19 protein-coding genes are annotated in these 19,699 nt (G+C 61.1%); 14 read left to right on the top strand and 5 right to left on the bottom strand.

Features of this window, described 5'->3' with window-relative positions; all coding sequences use genetic code 11:
• Window positions 1-5 precede the first annotated feature (5 nt).
• The 5 genes from POI8812_RS13000 to POI8812_RS12980 all read left to right on the top strand — a co-directional run bounded on the left by POI8812_RS13000 (window position 6) and on the right by POI8812_RS12980 (window position 5,451).
• Window positions 6-1,103 carry a microcin C ABC transporter permease YejB gene (locus tag POI8812_RS13000; RefSeq protein ID WP_108783012.1) on the top strand — a complete coding sequence of 366 codons (1,098 nt, stop codon included), beginning with the start codon at window positions 6-8 and terminating at the stop codon, window positions 1,101-1,103.
• Entirely contained in the window at window positions 1,100-2,209 is a 1,110-nt protein-coding gene (locus tag POI8812_RS12995) for an ABC transporter permease (RefSeq protein WP_108783011.1), read from the top strand. The genes POI8812_RS13000 and POI8812_RS12995 overlap by 4 nt, the downstream gene beginning before the upstream one ends.
• A complete protein-coding gene (locus tag POI8812_RS12990; protein ID WP_108783010.1) occupies window positions 2,206-3,783 on the top strand; it encodes an ABC transporter ATP-binding protein in 1,578 nt (525 codons plus the stop codon). Before POI8812_RS12995 ends, POI8812_RS12990 begins: the two co-directional genes overlap by 4 nt.
• A 64-nt stretch (window positions 3,784-3,847) precedes the next feature.
• Complete coding sequence (locus POI8812_RS12985) at window positions 3,848-4,465, top strand: TetR/AcrR family transcriptional regulator (RefSeq protein WP_108783009.1); 618 nt, start codon at window positions 3,848-3,850, stop codon at window positions 4,463-4,465.
• Window positions 4,462-5,451, top strand: coding sequence for a glutathione S-transferase C-terminal domain-containing protein (locus POI8812_RS12980; RefSeq protein ID WP_162844912.1), 990 nt, complete (start codon window positions 4,462-4,464; stop codon window positions 5,449-5,451). The genes POI8812_RS12985 and POI8812_RS12980 overlap by 4 nt, the downstream gene beginning before the upstream one ends.
• Before the next feature lie 78 nt (window positions 5,452-5,529).
• Here the strand turns inward: POI8812_RS12980 and cobT are convergent, their stop codons facing one another.
• The 4 genes from cobT to POI8812_RS12960 form a co-directional block, all read right to left on the bottom strand.
• The gene (cobT, locus tag POI8812_RS12975; protein WP_108783007.1) at window positions 5,530-7,401 is read right to left on the bottom strand and encodes a cobaltochelatase subunit CobT; all 1,872 of its coding nucleotides are present in this window, start codon (window positions 7,399-7,401) and stop codon (window positions 5,530-5,532) included.
• Between the two features lie 45 nt (window positions 7,402-7,446).
• A complete protein-coding gene (locus POI8812_RS12970) occupies window positions 7,447-8,121 on the bottom strand; it encodes a hypothetical protein (protein ID WP_108783006.1) in 675 nt (224 codons plus the stop codon).
• Window positions 8,118-9,104: a cobaltochelatase subunit CobS gene (cobS, locus tag POI8812_RS12965; protein ID WP_108783005.1), complete on the bottom strand. Its 987-nt coding sequence runs from the start codon at window positions 9,102-9,104 to the stop codon at window positions 8,118-8,120. The genes POI8812_RS12970 and cobS overlap by 4 nt, the downstream gene beginning before the upstream one ends.
• An 84-nt stretch (window positions 9,105-9,188) precedes the next feature.
• Window positions 9,189-9,413, bottom strand: a complete 225-nt coding sequence (locus POI8812_RS12960) for a DUF2842 domain-containing protein (protein ID WP_108783004.1) — start codon at window positions 9,411-9,413, stop codon at window positions 9,189-9,191.
• A 152-nt stretch (window positions 9,414-9,565) separates the two neighbouring features.
• Here POI8812_RS12960 and POI8812_RS12955 point away from each other — a divergent pair, with 152 nt between their 5' ends.
• A complete protein-coding gene (locus POI8812_RS12955; protein ID WP_108783003.1) occupies window positions 9,566-10,738 on the top strand; it encodes a M24 family metallopeptidase in 1,173 nt (390 codons plus the stop codon).
• Here POI8812_RS12955 and POI8812_RS12950 read toward each other — a convergent pair.
• On the bottom strand, window positions 10,677-11,063 hold the full coding sequence (locus POI8812_RS12950) for a winged helix-turn-helix transcriptional regulator (protein ID WP_181377202.1): 387 nt from the start codon (window positions 11,061-11,063) through the stop codon (window positions 10,677-10,679). The genes POI8812_RS12955 and POI8812_RS12950 overlap by 62 nt on opposite strands.
• Window positions 11,064-11,138: 75 nt before the next feature.
• Between POI8812_RS12950 and POI8812_RS12945 the strand changes: the two genes are divergently transcribed.
• The 8 genes from POI8812_RS12945 to murB all read left to right on the top strand — a co-directional run bounded on the left by POI8812_RS12945 (window position 11,139) and on the right by murB (window position 19,679).
• Window positions 11,139-12,029, top strand: a complete 891-nt coding sequence (locus tag POI8812_RS12945; protein WP_108783002.1) for an EamA family transporter — start codon at window positions 11,139-11,141, stop codon at window positions 12,027-12,029.
• A gap of 73 nt (window positions 12,030-12,102) precedes the next feature.
• Window positions 12,103-12,489, top strand: a complete 387-nt coding sequence (locus POI8812_RS12940; protein WP_108783001.1) for a VOC family protein — start codon at window positions 12,103-12,105, stop codon at window positions 12,487-12,489.
• 64 nt (window positions 12,490-12,553) lie between these two features.
• Window positions 12,554-13,576, top strand: a complete 1,023-nt coding sequence (locus tag POI8812_RS12935) for a M42 family metallopeptidase (RefSeq protein WP_108783000.1) — start codon at window positions 12,554-12,556, stop codon at window positions 13,574-13,576.
• 48 nt (window positions 13,577-13,624) lie between these two features.
• On the top strand, window positions 13,625-14,893 hold the full coding sequence (locus POI8812_RS17775; RefSeq protein WP_211310382.1) for an N-acetylmuramoyl-L-alanine amidase: 1,269 nt from the start codon (window positions 13,625-13,627) through the stop codon (window positions 14,891-14,893).
• Window positions 14,894-15,005: 112 nt separating this feature from the next.
• Window positions 15,006-16,142 (top strand): peptidoglycan glycosyltransferase FtsW, encoded by a 1,137-nt coding sequence (locus tag POI8812_RS12920; protein WP_108782999.1) that lies wholly within the window; start codon window positions 15,006-15,008, stop codon window positions 16,140-16,142.
• A 42-nt stretch (window positions 16,143-16,184) separates the two neighbouring features.
• Complete coding sequence (murG, locus tag POI8812_RS12915) at window positions 16,185-17,291, top strand: undecaprenyldiphospho-muramoylpentapeptide beta-N-acetylglucosaminyltransferase (protein WP_108782998.1); 1,107 nt, start codon at window positions 16,185-16,187, stop codon at window positions 17,289-17,291.
• Window positions 17,288-18,694, top strand: coding sequence for a UDP-N-acetylmuramate--L-alanine ligase (gene murC / locus POI8812_RS12910; RefSeq protein WP_108782997.1), 1,407 nt, complete (start codon window positions 17,288-17,290; stop codon window positions 18,692-18,694). The genes murG and murC overlap by 4 nt, the downstream gene beginning before the upstream one ends.
• Window positions 18,695-18,740: 46 nt before the next feature.
• Window positions 18,741-19,679, top strand: coding sequence for a UDP-N-acetylmuramate dehydrogenase (gene murB, locus POI8812_RS12905; protein WP_108782996.1), 939 nt, complete (start codon window positions 18,741-18,743; stop codon window positions 19,677-19,679).
• Window positions 19,680-19,699 lie beyond the last annotated feature (20 nt).

Here is a 19,699-nt window from a genome sequence, read left to right as displayed (position 1 = left end):
GCACCATGGCAGCTTATATCCTGCGTCGGCTCCTTCTGGTGGTGCCGACGCTCTTTTTCATCATGCTCATCAACTTCGCGCTGGTGCAATTCGTGCCGGGCGGGCCCATTGAACAGGTGCTTGCCGAGATCGAGGGCGAAGGCAATGTGACCGACCGGATCACCGGTGGGGGCGGCGGTGATTTTGGCGGGTCCGGTGAGACCGGCCAAACCGGCGACGTCGAGTATCAGGGCGCGCGGGGCCTGCCGCAGGATTTCATTGAAGAGCTTGAGCGGCAATACGGGTTGGATAAGCCGCCGGTCGAACGGTTCTTTCTGATGTTGTGGAATTATATCCGCTTCGATTTTGGAGAGAGCTATCAGCGTTCGATCACGGTGATTGATCTGGTGCTTGAGAAGATGCCGGTGTCGATCAGCCTGGGGCTTTGGTCCACGCTGTTGGCCTATCTGATCTCGATCCCGTTGGGCATTCGCAAGGCGATGCAGGATGGCTCCCGTTTCGACAATTGGACGTCTGGCGTCATTATCGCGGCCTATGCCATTCCGGGCTTTCTGTTCGGAATTTTGCTGCTGGTGCTGTTTGCAGGTGGTTCCTATTTCCAGATTTTCCCGGCGCGCGGGCTGACCTCTACTGATTGGGAGACGTTGAGCTGGCCGATGAAGATTGTGGACTATTTCTGGCATATCGCGCTGCCGGTGACGGCGATGACGATTTCCAGTTTTGCGACGCTGACACTGCTCACCAAGAACAGCTTTCTGGACGAGATCCGCAAGCAATATGTGATGACGGCGCGGGCCAAGGGCCTGACCGAACGGCGTGTGCTGTATGGTCATGTGTTCCGCAACGCGATGTTGATCATTATCGCGGGCTTTCCGGGGGTCTTCATTTCCGTCTTCTTCACCGGATCGATCATTATCGAGGTGATCTTCTCGCTCGACGGGCTGGGGCGGCTTGGGTTTGAGGCCGCCCTGGGACGGGACTATCCGGTCGTGTTCGGCACGCTCTACATTTTCAGCCTGATGGGTCTGGTCGTCGGTATCATCTCTGACCTGATGTATGTCTGGGTCGATCCGCGCATTGATTTTGAAAGCCGCGAGACATGAGCCTTTCCCCGCTACAGCAACGGCGCATTGCCGCTTTCAAGGCCAATACGCGGGCCTATTGGTCCTTCTGGATTTTTGCGGTTCTGTTCGTGATCACTTTGTTTGCCGAGGTGGTGGCGAACGACAAGCCGCTTTTGGTCAGCTATCAGGGTGAGCTGCGCTCTCCCTTCCTGTTCTCTTACACCGAGACGGATTTTGGGGGGGAGTTCGAGACGGAAGCGGATTATCCCGCGCCCGAAGTGCAGTGTTTAATCATTACCGGCGGGCTTGAGGACTGTTTCTGGGAAGATCCTAACGAGATCATCGCGGATGCACAGGATGGCGTCGTGGCCGGGGCGGAGATCGAGAAGGGTTGGATCCTTTGGCCACTGATCCCCTATTCCTACAATACGATCAATTACGAGGTGGAGCGTGCGCCCTCGGCCCCCGACGGAGATCACTGGCTGGGCACGGATGATCAGTCGCGCGATCTGCTGGCGCGGGTGATCTATGGTTTCCGCACAGCGGTGCTGTTCGCCTTTACGGTTACGATCATTTCCAGTGTGGTCGGTATCGCGGCGGGGGCGGCACAGGGCTATTTTGGCGGCTGGCTGGACCTGTTGTTCCAGCGCTTCATCGAGATCTGGTCGAGTACGCCGCAGCTTTACGTGATCATCATCGTTGCGGCCTTGTTCACGATGAATATCTGGCTGCTTATCGGGTTGATCTGCCTGTTTGGCTGGACGGCGCTGACAGGTGTTGTGCGGGCGGAGTTCCTGCGGGCACGTAATTTCGAGTATGTCCGCGCGGCCCGTGCAATGGGTGTTTCAGACGCGACGATCATCTGGCGCCATGTGCTTCCCAACGCGATGGTTGCCACCGTCACGCTGATGCCGTTCCTGATCACGGGCGCGATCTCGACACTGGCAACGCTCGACTTCCTGGGCTTCGGCTTGCCGGTCTCGGCCCCCTCGCTGGGGGAGATGACGCTGCAGGCCAAGGAAAACCTGCAGGCGCCCTGGATCGGGTTCACGGCCTTTTTCACCTACGCGATCATGCTGTCGCTGTTGGTCTTCATCTTCGAGGGTGTGCGTGATGCGTTCGATCCGCGCAAGGTGATGAAATGAGTGTTCTTGAGGTCGAAAATCTCGCGATCCGCTTTGGCGCGTTTGAGGCCGTGAAGGGGGTCAGCTTCACCGTTGAGGCGGGTGATACAGTTGCGTTGGTGGGCGAGTCCGGCTCAGGCAAGTCGCTGACCGCCTTGTCCACCGTCGATCTGCTACCGGACAGCGCCGAGGTGACGGGCTCCGTTCGCTATGAGGGTGAGGAAATCCGCGGCGCTGACAACGCCGCGCTGCGCCGAATCCGGGGCAACGACATCAGCTTCATCTTTCAGGAGCCGATGACCTCTCTCAATCCGCTACACACGATTGAAAAGCAGTTGGGCGAAAGCCTGCTGATCCATCAGGGTCTTGATGGGGCGAAAGCGCGGGCGCGGATCATCGAACTGCTCGATAAGGTTGGCATCCGGGATGCGGAGAGCCGGTTGGGCTCTTATCCTCATCAGCTTTCAGGCGGGCAGCGCCAGCGTGTGATGATTGCAATGGCGCTGGCAAACGGGCCGAAGCTGTTGATTGCGGATGAGCCGACGACCGCGCTCGACGTGACGATCCAGGCACAAATACTCGAATTGTTGCGGGAGTTGCAGCAATCCGAGGGCATGGCGATGCTGTTCATCACCCATGATCTGACCATCGTGCGCCGGATCGCCAACAAAGTGTGCGTGATGAAGGATGGTGAGATTGTTGAGGCCGGTCCGACGCAGGACCTCTTTACCAATCCGCAGCACGGCTACACCAAGAAGCTTTTGGGGGCGGAACCATCGGGCGCACCTGCCCCTGTGCCTGATGGAGCGCAGACATTGGTGGAGACGGATGACCTGCGCATCTGGTTCCCGATCAAGACTGGCTTCTTGCGCCGGGTCACGGGCCACGTGAAGGCGGTGAATGCGGCCTCTATCACGGTTCGCGCTGGTGAGACGCTGGGCATTGTGGGGGAGAGCGGCTCTGGCAAGACCACATTGGCACTTGCAGTGATGCGGCTGATCTCCTCCGAAGGACCGATCGTGTTCATGGGGCGCGATATTCAGGGCCTCAAGAACAAGGAACTGCGGCCCATACGTGGCGACATCCAGATGGTGTTCCAGGATCCCTATGGCTCTCTTTCGCCCCGGATGAGCGTGGCGGAGATCGTGGCCGAAGGGTTGAGCATCCATGACACTGGCGAAACGGCGCCAGTGCGCGAGCAGGTCGCACGAATACTGGAAGAAGTGGGGATCGATCCGGCGGCGATGGACCGGTATCCGCACGAATTCTCCGGCGGTCAACGCCAACGGATCGCGATTGCGCGGGCGATGATCCTGCGCCCGAAAGTCGTGGTGCTTGATGAGCCGACCTCTGCGCTGGATATGACAGTGCAGGTGCAGATCGTTGAATTGCTGCGGGAGCTTCAGGCGAAATACGGCTTGGCCTATATCTTCATCTCTCACGATCTGAAGGTCGTGCGCGCGTTGAGCCATAAGGTGATGGTCATGAAGCTGGGCGATGTCGTTGAGGCTGGTCCCACCGAGCAGATCTTTGATGCACCGCAGGATCCGTATACACAGCGCCTGATGCTGGCGGCCCTTGAAGGTGCAACCTGAGCGATACGCTTGGCAACTGCACGCCTGTTCAGTTACGTTGCTCTGAACGGAAAGAGAGGCCGGAATGGCGCGCAAGTCTGGATCGAGCGGGGAAAAGACACGTGTGGCCGTGCAGGAAGCTGCGGTCACGCTTTTTGCCAAGCATGGTTTCGCTGCCGTCTCTATGCGGCAGATCGCCAGCGCCGTGGGCGTGCAGGCCGGGGCGCTCTACCTCTACACGCCCGACAAGCAGACGCTGCTCTACGAAATTCTGAAGAACCATATGGAGCATCTTCTGGCCGCGTGGGCGGCTGAGAATGTTTCTGCGGAAGCCTCTCCCGAACTGCGGCTGGAGCAGTTCGTGCGCTTCCACATTGCTTATCACATCGAACGGCCCGAGCGTGTGTTCATCTCGTATATGGAATTGCGCAATCTTGACCCTGACAACTTCTCGCGGATCGAGGTGTTGCGTCGGGAATATGAGCAGATCATCGAAGGTATTTTGGTTGAGGGTCAGGCGCACGGTTGTTTCGTGATTGACGATGCCCGCCTTACGACCATGGCGATGATTGCGATGCTGACCGGCGTCAGTACATGGTATCGGGAGGGGGGCCGGCTGGCGCCGGCGGACATCGCCCAGCACTATGTCGACATGGCCTTTCGTCTGGGAGGAGGGGCGCGTCTGGCCCACGCGGCAGAATGAGTGCGCCCTATCAGTTGATCGGGCTGACCGCCTCACCCTATTCGATGAAAATGCGGGCGCTGATGCGCTATCGCCAGATCCCGTTTGAGTGGATCGTGGAGATGCCGCAACTGACCGGCCGCGAGGTTAAGGTCGCGCCGATCATCCTGCCGGTTCTGCGACATCCGATGGGCCGCGACATGATCGACAGCACAAAGATGGCAGAGGTGCTGGAGGTTGAGATCGTGAACCGCCGCGGTGTGATCCCCCCCGGGGATGCGGCCTTCCTCGCGGCCTTGATCGAGGATCTGGCGGATGAATGGCTGACCAAGGCGATGTTCTGGTATCGCTGGTCGGACCCCGAAAGCATTGCCTTTGCGACCGGATGGCTGACCGCCGATATCGGAGCGACCCTGCCAGAGGCGATGCGCGATGCCTTGCCGCGCAACTTGCGCGACCGTCAGATGCAGCGCATGGCGATGATTGGCGCGACGCAGGAAAATGCGCCCGTTGTCGAGCAGGGCTATCTCGATGTGCTCGACGCGCTGGAGCCGTTGGCAAAGCGGGGGCGGTATCTTTTCGGCACACGACCGGGCATCGCGGATTTCGCTCTGTTCGGTCAGCTCAGCCAACTGGCCGAGGATCCCGGACCCGGGTCGATCCTGCGGGAACGTGCGCCCAGCGTGGCGCATTGGCTGAGGCGACTCGATGACCTTTCTGGCCTCGAACTGGGCACTTGGTCAGATGAGGTTGATCCGGCGGTCATTGCCCTTCTGCGCCTTGCCGGCTCGCATTATCTGCCGTTCCTGCATGCCAATGAGGCTGTGGCCGAGGCGGATGGGGATCGGGTTGAGATCGATTTGCCGTCGGGCAAACTTATCCAGCCGCCGTTCCGCTGGCAGGTGCGCTGCCTGAACCGGCTGCGCAAGCGGTTCGCGGAGGCGGAGCTTTCTGAAACCACGCGCACCCTGCTGGACGACACGGGCTGCCTGACGCAACTGAAGTAGGGGTATTTTTGCCAATCCGAAACGGGATGCTCTGCTTCGGATTGGTTCAAATACCCAAAAGGCAGTGATCAAGGGCGCTTAGGACGCTTTGCGACGCGCCGCCTTGTCCCGCAGGCGCGGGTCGCTTTCGAAGAGCGCTGCCAGCTGTTCAGTCATCGCACCGGCCAGTTGTTCCACATCCGTGATCGTAACCGCGCGCTGGTAATAGCGCGTCACGTCGTGGCCGATACCGATGGCGAGCAGTTCCACCTGTTTGCGCTTTTCGATCATCGCAATCACGTCGCGCAGGTGCTTTTCGAGATAGTTCGGCGGATTGGCACTGAGCGTCGAGTCGTCCACCGGAGCACCGTCGGAGATCACCATCATGATCCGCCGCGCCTCTGGCCGACCGGTCAGGCGCTTGTGGGCCCATTCGAGAGCTTCGCCGTCGATGTTTTCCTTGAGCAGCCCTTCTTTCATCATCAGGCCCAGATTGGGGCGCACGCGGCGCCATGGGGCGTCGGCGCGCTTGTAGATGATGTGGCGCAGGTCGTTGAGGCGGCCCGGGTTCGCCTCGCGCCCGGCTTTCAGCCATTCCTCGCGCGCCTGTCCACCCTTCCATGCGCGGGTGGTAAAGCCCAGAATTTCGACCTTCACCTGACAGCGTTCCAGCGTCTGGGAGAGCACATCGGCGCAGATCGCGGCGATGGAGATCGGGCGTCCGCGCATCGAGCCGGAATTGTCGAGCAGCAAAGTCACGACGGTGTCGCGGAACTCTGTATCCTGCTCCACCTTAAAGCTAAGCGGAGTTGTCGGGTTGGCGATCACACGAGCGAGGCGGCCTGCGTCGAGCACGCCTTCTTCCTGATCGAAATCCCAGGAGCGGTTCTGCTGGGCCTGAAGGCGGCGTTGCAGGCGGTTTGCCAGGCGGCTGACCGCGCCTTTGAGCGGTTCGAGTTGCTGGTCGAGATATTTGCGCAGCCGCTCCAACTCATCGGGGCTGGCAAGATCCTCTGCCGCGATTTCCTCGTCATGGGCGTCGGAAAAGACGCGGTAATCTGGATCGGCTTCGGAAACCGGTGGCGGTGGCAGGTCGGCGGGGGGCTCTCCCTCCATCTGCTCCGCATTCTCCGACATCTCCTGATCTTCGGCATCTTCCTGAGCGACCTGCGCCTCGGCGGCGTCTGGATCGGCCTCGGAAGTTTCCTCGGACGTTTCGTCGGAACTGTCGCTGTCCTGGTTCTCATCCCCGTCGGGCTGATCCTCTTCGGCGGCCTCTTCCTCTTCTACGGCGTCCTCGCCTTCCTGATCGTCCGCCTCATCCGGGTCGTCGCCAAGCTGTTCGCCATAGCCCAGATCGTCGATCACCTGACGGGCGAATTTGGCAAAGGCTTGCTGATCGGCGAGCACGTCGTCGACATTCTCGAACGCATCGCCCGCCTGACCTTCGAGGAAACCGCGCCATAGGTTCATCACATTGGCCGCATCTGGCGGCAGGTCGCGGCCTGTTGCCAAATGGCGCAGCAGATAGCCTGCGGCCTCGGCCAGGGGGGCCTGTCCGGCTTCTGTGATTTCGCCAAAGCCCTGTCGCTTGGCGTCGGCTGCAATCTTTGCGTCAATGTTACCGGCGCATCCGGGCATGGCGCGGGTGCCGACAGCCTCGCACCGTGCGGTTTCAAGAGCGTTGTAGATGTCGCGAGCCATTTCGCCCTGTGGCTCATAGCGGGCGTGCATCTGCGCGTTGTGGAACCGGGTTCGCAGCGCATAGGCATCCGCCACACCGCGTGCCAGCATCACCTCGTCCCGGGTCATCCGGCGGGTGACCTGTGGCAGGCGGGCGCTGTCATTGCTCAATCCGGGCGGATCGACTGAGTAGGTAACCTTCATTTCAGGCTCGTTGGCCAGTGTGCGGGTCGCCTCTGCCAGCGCCTTCTTGAACGGATCGGCGGGGTTGTCGTTGGTATTGTTCATCTCAATTCCGCCTTCCACGCGGGCTGCCTGCCATGCGGCCCGGTCTCAATTGTCCTGCCCGAACGTGCCAACGGCACCGGTTTCGAGCTGTTGGGTGATGGTGGCGCGGGGTTCGTGCGCGACGCCGCCATCTTCGAGCGTTTGACAGGCCGTATGGTCGGCCCGCCGCAGCTCACTGTCGAAATAAGATCCGGTGCGTCTGCGCGTCGTGCGCCAGATCTCGATATAGATTTGCGCCAACGGCACGACCGCGCTGTGGGCGGCATCCTCGGCAACTGGGCGTGTCAGCCCGGCTTCTATCCGCGCATCAATGGCGGCTCGCAGGTGGCGGGCAAATTGTGCCCGAAACCGGGTGCGCGCGGTGCCTGCCATCTGCTCCCGCGCGGTGACGGTGTAGAGGCTGGACGCATAGGCCGCGCATCGGTCCCGCAGATCAATCTCGGACGCGCCACCCTCAGCCAAATCAATGATCGGCAGGATGGGGTAGTTCGGTTGGTCTGCTGTGTTGTCATCAGCCAGCGGAGTGTCCGCATCGTCATCTACCGAGATGAAATAGCCATCCGCCTGGTTGAGTTGATCGGAGACCAGGGTCGAGAAGCCGTCATCGGAGGCCGCGTCGCCGTTCCCGACATCGATGAAGAGCGGGTCTGCCGCGTCACTGTTCTGCGCCCCGGCGGGCACAGCAACCAGTGCACAGAGCAAAACCGCCCTGCCGATCATCCCAGGCTCACGCTGGCTGCGCTTTCGGGCAGTTCCTCGTCAAAACAACGCTGATAGAACTCGGCAACTGTCTGGCGCTCCAGCTCATCGCATTTGTTGAGGAAAGTCAGGCGGAAGGCGAAGCCGACATCGTTGAAGATGCGCGCATTCTCTGCCCAGGCGATCACGGTCCGCGGGGACATCACGGTGGAGATGTCGCCATTCATGAACGCTGTCCGGGTCAGGTCGGCAACGGTCACCATCTGGGCAATCGTCTTGCGGCCTGCATCGTCGGAATAGGTCGGGTTCTTGGCCACGACAATCTCCGTCTCTGCCGCGTGGGGCAGGTAGTTGAGCGTGGCAACAAGGCTCCACCGGTCCATCTGGCCCTGGTTGATCTGCTGCGTGCCGTGATAGAGGCCGGTCGTGTCGCCAAGGCCAACGGTGTTTGCCGTGGCGAAGAGGCGGAAATAGGGGTTCGGCGTGATGACGTCGTTCTGATCGAGCAATGTCAGCTTGCCGTCCTTTTCCAACACGCGCTGGATGACGAACATCACATCGGGGCGGCCTGCGTCATATTCGTCAAAGACGATGGCGACGGGATTGCGCAGCGCCCAGGGCAGGATGCCTTCCTGAAACTCGGTGACTTGCTTGCCGTCCTTGAGCTTGATCGCATCCTTGCCGATCAGGTCGATCCGGGAGATGTGGCTGTCGAGGTTCACACGTACGCAGGGCCAGTTCAGGCGCGCTGCGACCTGTTCAATGTGGGTCGACTTACCTGTACCGTGATAGCCTTGGATCATCACACGGCGGTTGTGAGCGTAGCCTGCGAGGATCGCGAGGGTGATGTCGCGGTCGAATTTGTAGGTGCTATCGAAATCGGGCACGCGGTCGGAGCCGTTCTCGAACCCTTTGACGGTCATGTCGCTGTCGATGCCGAACGCCTCGCGCACCGAGATGTCCTTGGTCGGGGTGTCGGTGATCATGGGGGCTCCGTCAGCCATGGCTCGTCCTTTCGCGCGTCAAATCGCGTCTTTCATGGGATAATCGGCCAAATCGCGCAAGGGCGCCGATTGTGTCCGTTACAGTCAGTTGGGGTCCGCATCGGGATCGGCTTTGCCCACCCCTTTGAAAACGTTTTTGAAGGGCAGGGCCCACGCGAGGCCGAAGAAGACGTAAAGCGCCAGCTCCAGCAGGATCGGGGGGCGCGGAATCAGGCTGAGAATGAACCACACAACGCCGATATAGACCGGCAGGCCGACCAGAAGAATCACGAGGGACCATCGGCGGCGGGATTTGTACGACATGCTCATGGGGTGGCAGATAGCGTGAAACCCCTGTTTTGAACAGGGGGGCGGTCCGTGACGTGGTGGCGCAGATCTCAGTTTCTATAAGGCCAGCGGGCAAATGGCCGACACCTGAAACCCGATTGACACAAGCCCGGTTCGGCGCGGACAGTTGCGCTATGCCCGCCAGTGACTTCTCCCCAGCTGAATATGCGACCCGGTTGGCCCGTGTTCGGGCCCGGATGGATCGTGCCGGTATCGCCACGCTGATCGTAACCGACCCGTCCAATATGGCTTGGATCACCGGCTATGACGGGTGGTCGTTCTATGTTGATCAGGCCGTGATTGTTTCTGCGAAGGGCGAGCCGATCTGGTGGGGGCGCACGCAGGACAAGGCCGGGGCGGCGCAGACGACCTGGCTGGCCCCTGACAATTTGACCGATTGGCCGGAGGCGTGGGTGCAGCATCCCGATCATCACCCCTACGATCATATGGTGGAGCTGCTGCAGGACCGCGAGCTGGACGGGCCGATCGGGGTCGAAATGGACAATTACTATTTCTCTGCGCGCTGCTTGGAGCAGCTGCGCGCGGGGCTGCCACGGGCGGAGTTCTTGGATGCCACAGGCCTTGTGAACTGGTGCCGGGCGGTGAAGTCGGATGCTGAGCTGGGCTTGATGCGTCAGGCCGCGCGGCTGAGCGAGCATATGCATCAGGTTCTCCGCGAAAATGCGCGGATCGAGGGCAGTAAGGCGGCATTGGTTGCTGAGGTTCAGGCTGCCGGTGTACGCGGTGTGGACGGGATCACGGGCGATTATCCCGCGATTGCCCCTATTGCGCCAAGTGGGGTGGAGGCGTCGGCCTCTCACATCACGTGGGTCGAGCGGCCGCTTGCGCAGGGGGAAGCCACCTATTTCGAGATTTCCGGTTGTAAGAGCCGCTATCATTGCCCGACCTCTCGGACACTGTTCGCCGGGAAGGTGCCCGCGGACATCGCGCGGGCCGAGGCGGTGGTGATTGAGGCGAGCGCGGAAGCGATCGCGGCGGCAAAACCCGGAGCGACCTGTGAAGAGGTGGCCGAGCATGTCTATGCCGCGTTTCGCCGGGCCGGCATCGAGAAAGGCAACCGGACAGGCTATCCCGTGGGTCTGTCCTATCCGCCCGACTGGGGTGAGCGCACGATGAGCCTGCGCCCCGGCGACACGACACCGCTGGAAGTGGGCATGACGTTCCACCTGATGCCCGGCCTCTGGACACCGGATTGGGGCATCGCGATCACTGACACGTTCGTGGTCACGGACCTGGGCGGGGAGCGTCTGGCGAATGTCCCGCAAGAGATTCACCAGTTTGGGTGAAAGTCTCGGCCCAATCTTCTGAGTAATGGCCGAGCGGGCGGAGCAGGGCCAGAAGCTGGGCCCCTGATGGGCTGAGCAGGTAGCCCTGATCATTTCTGACAACGAAGCCGCTGGCCGTCAGCTCTTTTAGCCGCTTGTTCAAAACTGTGGGGGACACACCTTCGCACGCGGTTTGCAGTTGGCGAAAAGTGAGCGCCCTGTCCGAGAGCTGCCAGATCACGCCGAGGGCCCAACTGCGCCCGAGCAGGTCGAACAGCGCCATGATCGGCTTTCCGGTGCTGGAACCGCGCACAGGCTGTCCGGGTGTGGGGATGTCGATGGGCATGAGATCTCCATGTTGCTACACTTTCGATAGCGGTGTATTGCTACGCATAGTGTAGCGAATCTGGAGGTCGCGTCCATGCTCTTACTTGCACCTGTTGCTGCTCTGCTGGCGTCTGCCGGCTGGGCGACGGGCATTGTTTTGGCGCAAAGGCCAGCCCGTGCGCTGGGCGCCTTTGAATTCACGCGGGTTCAATTGGTGTCCTGTTTTGGCATTTTGGCGGTCATCTGCACGGTCCTGGGATTGTGGCAGAGTGTAGATTGGGGGTTTTGGCCGGCTTTTGTTGTCAGCACCGCGATAGGTATTTTCGCGGGCAACCTTGCCATGATCGCGTGTCTGCGACGGGGGGGACCGAGGCGTACGGAACTGATGCTGGCTCTGAAGGCCCCCATCATTGGTGCAATGGCATTCGTTTGGCTGGGCGAAATCCCGCATCTGAGTGATCTCTTAGGTGCTGCAGTGGCACTGGCGGGTATCGCGTTGGCCATTTTGTTCGGAACAGATGCGCGCTCTAAGCGGGATACGCTGGAGGGCAGCTTGCTGGTTGTGATCATGTTAGGTCTGCTGGCCACGGGCTGCATGGCGCTGGGGTTTCTGGTGCTGAAACCGGCGCTGCAAGCGGGCCTGGACCCGTTGGCCGCCTCTGCTGTTCGGCTTGGTGGAGCGGCCCTGATCATCTCTGTCATCGGATTGTGGCCCTCCGCCATCTTCCGAAGCGAGGCGGAGATGACGCCGAGCCTGCTGGCGCAGACGATCCTGCCCGGTTTCATCGGTTATGTGTTGTCATCCTCGCTGCTTCTATTCGCGCTTGCCCATTTTGACGCGGGCATTGCGACGGTGCTGGCATCGCTCTCCCCCATCCTCGTGATTGCAATTGTCGGGCTGCGGGATCGGCTGATTCCGCCGTGGCCTGCGATTGTGGGGGCTGCGTTGGCGGTCCTAGGCTCCGCCATCATTGTCTTGGCCTGAGTGTAGTTGGCGATTGTGCCGTCGCCGGTCTAGGCTCATCCCGAGGGGGCTGGATCGGCACGCGAGGAGAGCCATGATCGACCATATCACAATCGGCACCGCAAATTTTGGGGTGTCGGCCGCGTTCTATGCCAAGGCTCTGGAGCCACTTGGCATCCGGCGGCTGTTCGATGTCCCGATGGAGCATACGGGTGGTGTTCCTGTTTGCGGGTTCGGGCGGGAGCGGCCGCAGTTCTGGTTGAGCGGGGATGCGCCAACCTCCGGTCCTTTGCATGTGGCCTTCAGCGCAGCGGACCGGGCGGCGGTGGATGCATTTCATGCAGCGGCCCTGGCCGCCGGGGGGCGCGACAATGGTGCGCCGGGGCAGAGGCCGCATTATCACGCCCATTACTACGGGGCCTTTGTGTTCGATCCTGACGGACACAATATCGAGGCCGTTTGTCATGATGCGGTTGATTGACCGCGTGGCCCTTTCCTCTGCCCGCCTGCGACCATAAGTTTGCCTCCAACAAAGGAGCCAGCCCATGCAGACCGATCTTCTCAAACGCTTGTGTGAAACACCCGGTGTCCCGGGGCGGGAGCATCGCATCCGCGATTTGATTGCGCGTGAGATCGAAGGTCTGGCCGATGAGGTGCGGGTGGATCCGTTGGGCAACCTTTTGGCCATGCGCAAAGGGTCGGGCCCGCGTGTTATGTTGCTGTGCCATATGGATGAGATCGGGTTCCTCGTCTCACATGTCAGCGATGAGGGCTGGATCCATGTCAATCCGGTCGGTGGATTTGACAACCGGAACCTCTTCTCCCGCAGGGTGCTGGTCTGCACGGGCGACGGAGATCTGAAGGGCGTCATGAACCCGGGTGGGAAGCCGGTGCACATCGCCTCTCCCGAAGATCGCAAGAAGGTGCCTGAGATCGCCGATTTCTTCGTGGATATCGGCATGGGAAAGGCTGCCAAGGATCACGTTCAGATAGGTGACTATGTGGTCATGGATGAGCCCTTCGTTGAAATGGGCAACAAGGTCGTCTCAAAGGCGCTCGACAACCGCATCGCGTGCTGGCTGGGGATCGAGGCGCTGCGGGCAGCCAAGGAAAGTGGCCATGATTGCGAGTTGCACGTGGCCTTCACCGTGCAGGAAGAAGTTGGCCTGCGCGGCGCGCGCACCGCGTCTCATGCCATCAAGCCGGATATCGGATTTGGCATCGATGTCACATTGTCCTGCGATACGCCCGGCGTGCCCAAGCCGCAGGCCGTGACAGAGCAGGGCAAGGGCTTTGGCTTGCACATCAAAGACGGCTCATTCATCGCTGATATTGAGTTGGTCGAGGAGGTTGAGGCGCTGGCCAAGGCCAAGGGCATTCCGTTCCAGCGCACCATTCTCGCCTCTGGCGGTCAGGATGGTGCCGCAGCACAGCAGGCCGCGGCAGGTGCGCGGGCCATCGGGATCGTCGTGGGTACCCGCTATATCCACACGGTGACGGAGATGATCGAGACCTCTGATCTGGAAGCCGCGCGCGATATTCTGGCGGCGTGGATTGCGGCGCACTGAGCCACGCCTCCGGCGGGGATATTTGAGCCAAGAAGAAGGAACGCCCCCGTGGAGATCATCGAGCGGCCTTCGCCGAATTTTGGGGAGCGGCGCGGCTGTGAGGCGCCCTCCCATATCGTGATCCATTACACCGCAATGGAGAGCGCTGAGGCCGCGATTGAGCGCCTCTGTTCGGCGGAGTTTCAGGTGTCGGCGCATTATGTGATTGCCGCTGATGGCACGGTGAGCCGTCTGGTCGCCGAGGCCGATCGCGCCTGGCATGCGGGTGCGGGGTCCTGGCAGGGGCATGAGGACATGAACTCCCGTTCCATCGGGATCGAACTGGACTATCCGGGGACCGGTCCGTTTGAAGCGGCGCAAATGCGCGCATTGCTTGCCTTGTTGCGCGGTATAATGGGGCGCTGGTCGATCCCGAAAGAGAATGTCATCGGCCATTCGGATCTGGCGCCGGGTCGCAAGAGTGATCCCGGTGTGGCCTTCGATTGGGCGCTGCTGGAGCGGGCCGGAATGGCGATCTCGGTGCCGGAGGGTGTTGACGGAGTGGTTGATGCGTCCCGGTTCAAAATGCTGGCGGGTCAGGCCGGCTGGACGTCGGATGTTGCATTTGAGGTGCTTTTGCGCGCGGTGCGACTGCGGCATCGGCAGGATGGCCTCGATCTGCCTTTGGATGGGCGTGATATGTTCATCGCCCGGTGGCTGTCTGATCGGGCGGAGCGGCGCGGGCCTGAGGATATTGCGGGCACCTATGAGCGGCAGGCCGTCACCTTCGACGAACGCCGCATGCGGGGAGGGTTCGAAACCCGCTGGCTCTCACGTTTTGAGGCCATGATGCCGGAGGGGAGCGTTCTTGACCTTGGCTGCGGGGCCGGGGAGCCGATTGCGCGTTGGTTTGTCGAGGCCGGTCGGTCGGTGCATGGTGTTGATATTGCAGCCGCGATGCTGGCAATCGCAAAAACGCGGATGCCGGATCAGCTTTGGACGCAAGGCGATATGCGCAGGCTGGATTTGCAGACACGTTTTGCCGGCGTGATTGCGTGGAACAGTTTCTTTCACCTGACACCGCAGGCGCAGGCCGAGATGTTCCCTGTCTTTGCGGCCCATGCCAGACCCGGCGCGCCGTTGATGTTCACCAGCGGTCCGCGCGCGGGTGAGGTTTGGGGGCGGGTCGGCCCCGAAGAGGTTTATCACGCCAGTCTCGACCCGGATCATGTGAAGGCCGTGCTGGACGAAAACGGGTTCGATTTGATCGACTTCCGGCCCGAAGACCCGCAGAGCGATATGCACACAATCTACCTCGCGCAGCGTCGGATCGACTGAGCGCGCACAAGACTGGATGCGCAATGCGTTTCACGCTACTGTGAGGTGAGCACACCTGCCGGATAACAGGCGGGGTGCAGAGGCAGACCATAGGCAAGGGCAGGGCAAGCTCATGACCGACATGACGTTCGGGGCCGACACGGCGCCGGAACAGGAACCGATTCTGACACGGTGGTGGCAGAGCGTGGACCGCTGGACACTGGCTGCGATCCTGACGCTGTTTCTGGTCGGGATCCTGCTGGGCCTCGCGGCCTCCCCGCCGCTGGCGCTCGACAACGGGCAAGAGCCGTTCTTCTACGTCAAACGGCAGTTGTTCTTTGGCGGGATTGGCCTCACGGCGATGCTGATCGTGTCGATGCTCTCGCCCAAGGCGATCCGGCGCTGGGCGACGCTGGGGTGTGTTATCGGCTTGATTGCGCTGCTTGCGCTGCCGGTCTTCGGCACGGATTTCGGCAAGGGCGCGATCCGTTGGTTTTCACTGGGGTTCTTCAGCGTCCAGCCTTCCGAATTCATGAAGCCGGTCTTTGTTGTCGTGGCCGCCTGGCTGATGACCGGGTCGATGGCGCGGCATGGGCCTCCGGGGATGTTGTTGAGCCTTGCGCTGGCCGTCGCTGTTGCAGGCATTCTCGTGCGTCAGCCAGATTATGGGCAGGCGAGCCTGATCCTCGCGTCGTGGGGCCTGATGTATTTCGTGGCGGGTGCCCCGGTCTGGTTGCTGTGCGGCATGGCCTCATCCGTGATGGCATTCGGTGTCTTTGCCTATCAGAACTCAGAACATGTGGCCCGGCGCATTGACGGCTATCTCAATCCTGATGTCGATCCGCGTACGCAGCTTGGCTATGCCGAGGCGGCCATTCGCGAAGGCGGCTTTCTGGGTGTTGGAGCGGGGGAGGGCTTGGTCAAGGAACGGCTGCCAGATGCCCATACCGACTTCATCATCGCTGTGGCGGCAGAGGAATATGGGTTGGTGCTCGTCTTGCTGATCATCGCTGTTTTCCTGTTCATCGTGGTGCGCGCGTTGACCCGGCTGGCGCAGGAGCGGGATGTCTTCGTACGCCTTTCGGGCACGGGGCTTGCGGCGCTGTTCGGCATGCAGGCGATCATCAACATGGGCGTTGCCGTGCGGTTGTTGCCGGCCAAGGGAATGACCCTACCTTTCGTGAGCTATGGCGGCTCGTCCTTGCTGGCTGCGGGGCTGGCGTTGGGCATGTTGCTGGCCTTCACGCGAAAATGTGACGAAGACGAGTGAGGTCCGCCCGACGTACGGGGCGTATTAGGGGAAAGAGGAAACATGGCGCGCAGCACGACGCCGAGACTGATTATCGCCGCGGGCGGTACGGGTGGGCATATGTTCCCGGCACAGGCCTTGGCGGAGGAAATGTTGCGCCGGGGCTGGCGGGTTGATCTGTCCACCGATCAGCGTGGCGCGCGATATTCCGATGGCTTCCCCGATGCCGTAAACCGCCGCATCGTCCGCGCCTCGACCCCGGCACGGGGCGGCGTTGTCGGCAAGTTGGGGGCGCCCTTCCTCATTGCAGGCGGTGTCTGGGATGCGCTGGGTGACATGCGGCGGGATCGCCCGGCCGCGGTGGCCGGATTTGGCGGTTACCCGGCCTTTCCGGCGATGGCGGCGGCGCAGCTGTGCCGGGTGCCCTGCATCATTCACGAGCAAAACGGTGTGCTGGGCCGGGTGAACAAGCTGTTCGCCAAACGCGTGGCGGCTGTTGCCTGCTCGGTCTGGCCAACGGAGTTACCTGTCGGAACCAACGCCGTCCATATCGGGAACCCGGTGCGAGAGGCGGTCAAGGACCTGGCAGAAGCGCCTTATCAGATTGGGCCGGGTGACCCGCTCAACCTCGTAGTGATTGGGGGATCGCAAGGTGCCGCGGTGTTGAGCCGGGTTGTCCCCGATGCGTTGTCCCGACTGCCGGGCGCGTTGCGTGAGCGTTTGAGTGTGACCCATCAGGCCCGTGCGGAAGACGCTGAGCATGTGCGCGCGGCCTATGCCGAGGCAGAGATCGCGGCAGAGATTTCTCCTTTCTTTGCGGATGTTCCCGCGCGTCTCGCGGCGGCTCAATTGGTGATCTCACGCTCCGGGGCGTCGAGTGTCGCTGATATCTCTGTCATCGGGCGACCCTCTATCCTGATACCCTATCCCCATGCCACGGCAGATCATCAGGCGGCCAATGCCCGTGGTCTGGTTGAAGCCGGTGCAGCGGTTATGGTGCGCGAGCATGAGGCCGACGCGGACCGCATCATGGCCGAGGTTCAGACGATCCTCGACCGGCCCAATCAGGCCCGCACGATGGCTGAGGCCGCAGCCAGCATTTCTCGGCCAGGTGCGCAGACCGCGCTTGCCGATCTGATCGAGACGATTTCAAAAGGACAAACGCCATGAGCGATACCCGCCCGACCCGTCTGCCGCAGGATATCGGCCCGATTCACTTCGTGGGTCTGGGCGGTATCGGGATGTCCGGCATTGCGGAGGTGATGCTTAAGCATGGTTACACCGTTCAGGGTTCGGATCTGAAAGACGGCCCCATCCTTGAGCGTCTGCGCGCTCAGGGGGCGGAAACCTTCATCGGGCAGTCCGAGGATAATCTGGACAAAGCCGAAGTGGTCGTCATCTCTACCGCGATCAAAAAGGGCAATCCTGAGCTGGATGGAGCGCGGCGGCGCGGTCTGCCGATTGTGCGGCGTGCGGAGATGCTGGCCGAGTTGATGCGGTTGAAATCGAACATCGCCGTGGCGGGAACGCACGGGAAGACGACGACAACGTCGCTTGTGGCTGCGATCATGGATGCGGGCGGCACCGATCCAACCGTGATCAATGGCGGGATCATCCATGCCTATGGTTCCAATGCGCGTATGGGCGATGGCGATTGGATGGTGGTCGAGGCGGATGAGAGCGACGGCACCTTCCTGAAATTGCCCGCAACCATCGGGATCATCACCAATATCGATCCTGAGCACATGGATCACTATGGTGATTTTGATGGGATCCGTGCCGCCTTCGACAGTTTTGTGTCCAATATTCCATTCTATGGCGCAGCGGTCATTTGTATTGATCATCCTGAATGTCAGGCGCTTAAGGGGCGTGTCTCGGACAAGCGGATCATCACTTATGGGTTCAGTCTTCAGGCCGATATTTGCGCAGTGAACCTGCGCTATGACGGGCCCGTCGCCTGTTTCGATGTCATTGCGCGTCATCGCCATGGTGAGCGGCGGATTGAGAATCTTCGACTGCCGATGCCAGGAGAACACAATGTGCAGAACGCGCTTGCCGCTGTGGCAGTCGCACTCGATCTGCGCATCCCCGATGAGGCCATTCGCAAGGGTCTGGGCGGTTTTGGCGGGGTGAACCGGCGGTTCACTCATGTGGCCGAAGTTGGTGGTGTAACCATCATTGACGATTACGGCCATCATCCGGTCGAAATCGCGGCTGTGCTGAAAGCTGCGCGGAATGCGACGAAGGGCAAGGTCATCGCGATCCACCAGCCCCACCGTTACACGCGGCTTGAAAGCCTGTTCGACGATTTCTGTACCTGCTTCAATGAGGCGGATGTTGTTGCGATCTCGTCAATCTATGCGGCCGGTGAGGACCCGATTGACGGGGCAGGGCAACAGGATCTCGTGGACGGCATTGCCGCCCACGGACATCGCAATGTGCGGGCGGTGGATGCGCCCAAGGAACTGCCCGAATTTGTCCGTGAAGTGGCAGAGGCAGGGGATATGGTGGTGTTTCTGGGCGCTGGTACGATCACGCAATGGGCGCATGGTCTACCGCGGAGCCTGACGTGAGTGACATGCCCATGACGGCTTTGCGCGCGATGCATGAGGTCGCAACATGACCCTTCTCGACCGGCTTCCGAAAGTGCGTGGTCGTTACCTCGAAGACCGCGATATGGCGTCAATGAGCTGGCTTCGAACAGGAGGTCCGGCAGACGTCGTTTTCACGCCTGCCGATCACGATGACCTTGCCGTGTTTCTTGCGGAGTGTCCGCACGATGTGCCGATCCTGCCGGTGGGCGTCTGTTCGAATATGATTGTCCGCGACGGCGGCATTCGCGGGGTCGTGATCCGCATGGGCCGCGGTTTCAACGGTTTGGACGTTGATGGCACGCGGGTGACCGCTGGATGTGCCATGCTCGATGCGATGGTGGCGAAGCGTGCCGCTGCCGAAGGGCTGGACCTGACATTCCTGCGCACGATCCCTGGAGCGATCGGCGGAGCGGTGAAGATGAATGCAGGCTGCTATGGCAGCTATATGGCTGATGTCGTGGTGGAGGCGCGCGGCTTTGACCGGCAGGGCGCGCCGATAAGGCTGGAGCATGACGCGCTGGGGTTTGGGTATAGATCATCCACCTTGGCCGAAGGCGCTGTGATCACCGAGGTCGTGATGGAGGCGCCGACCGGTGATCCGGATGCGCTGAACGCCAGGATGGACGAGCAATTGGCCAAACGCGCGGCCTCGCAACCCGTTGACGACCTCTCGTGTGGGTCCACATTCCGCAATCCGGCAGGTTTTTCATCGACCGGCAGGGCCGATGACAGCCATGAGCTGAAGGCGTGGAAAGTGATCGACGACGCAGGATGTCGTGGTCTGCGCCTTGGCGGGGCCCAGATGAGCGAAAAGCACCCCAATTTCCTGATTAATGCAGACAATGCGACCTCTGCCGATCTGGAAGATCTGGGCGAGGAGGTCCGAAAAAGGGTTCGCGAACACGCTGGAATTGAGCTAGTTTGGGAAATCATGCGAGTGGGTGAACGGCAAAGCCGCGCCTGATCGCAACCAAAACAGCCCTG

It is taken from the genome of Pontivivens insulae (assembly GCF_900302495.1).
Lineage (GTDB): Bacteria > Pseudomonadota > Alphaproteobacteria > Rhodobacterales > Rhodobacteraceae > Pontivivens > Pontivivens insulae.
The sequence above is the reverse complement of the archived record's forward strand: the minus strand, read 5'-3'. Positions and strand labels throughout refer to the sequence as shown.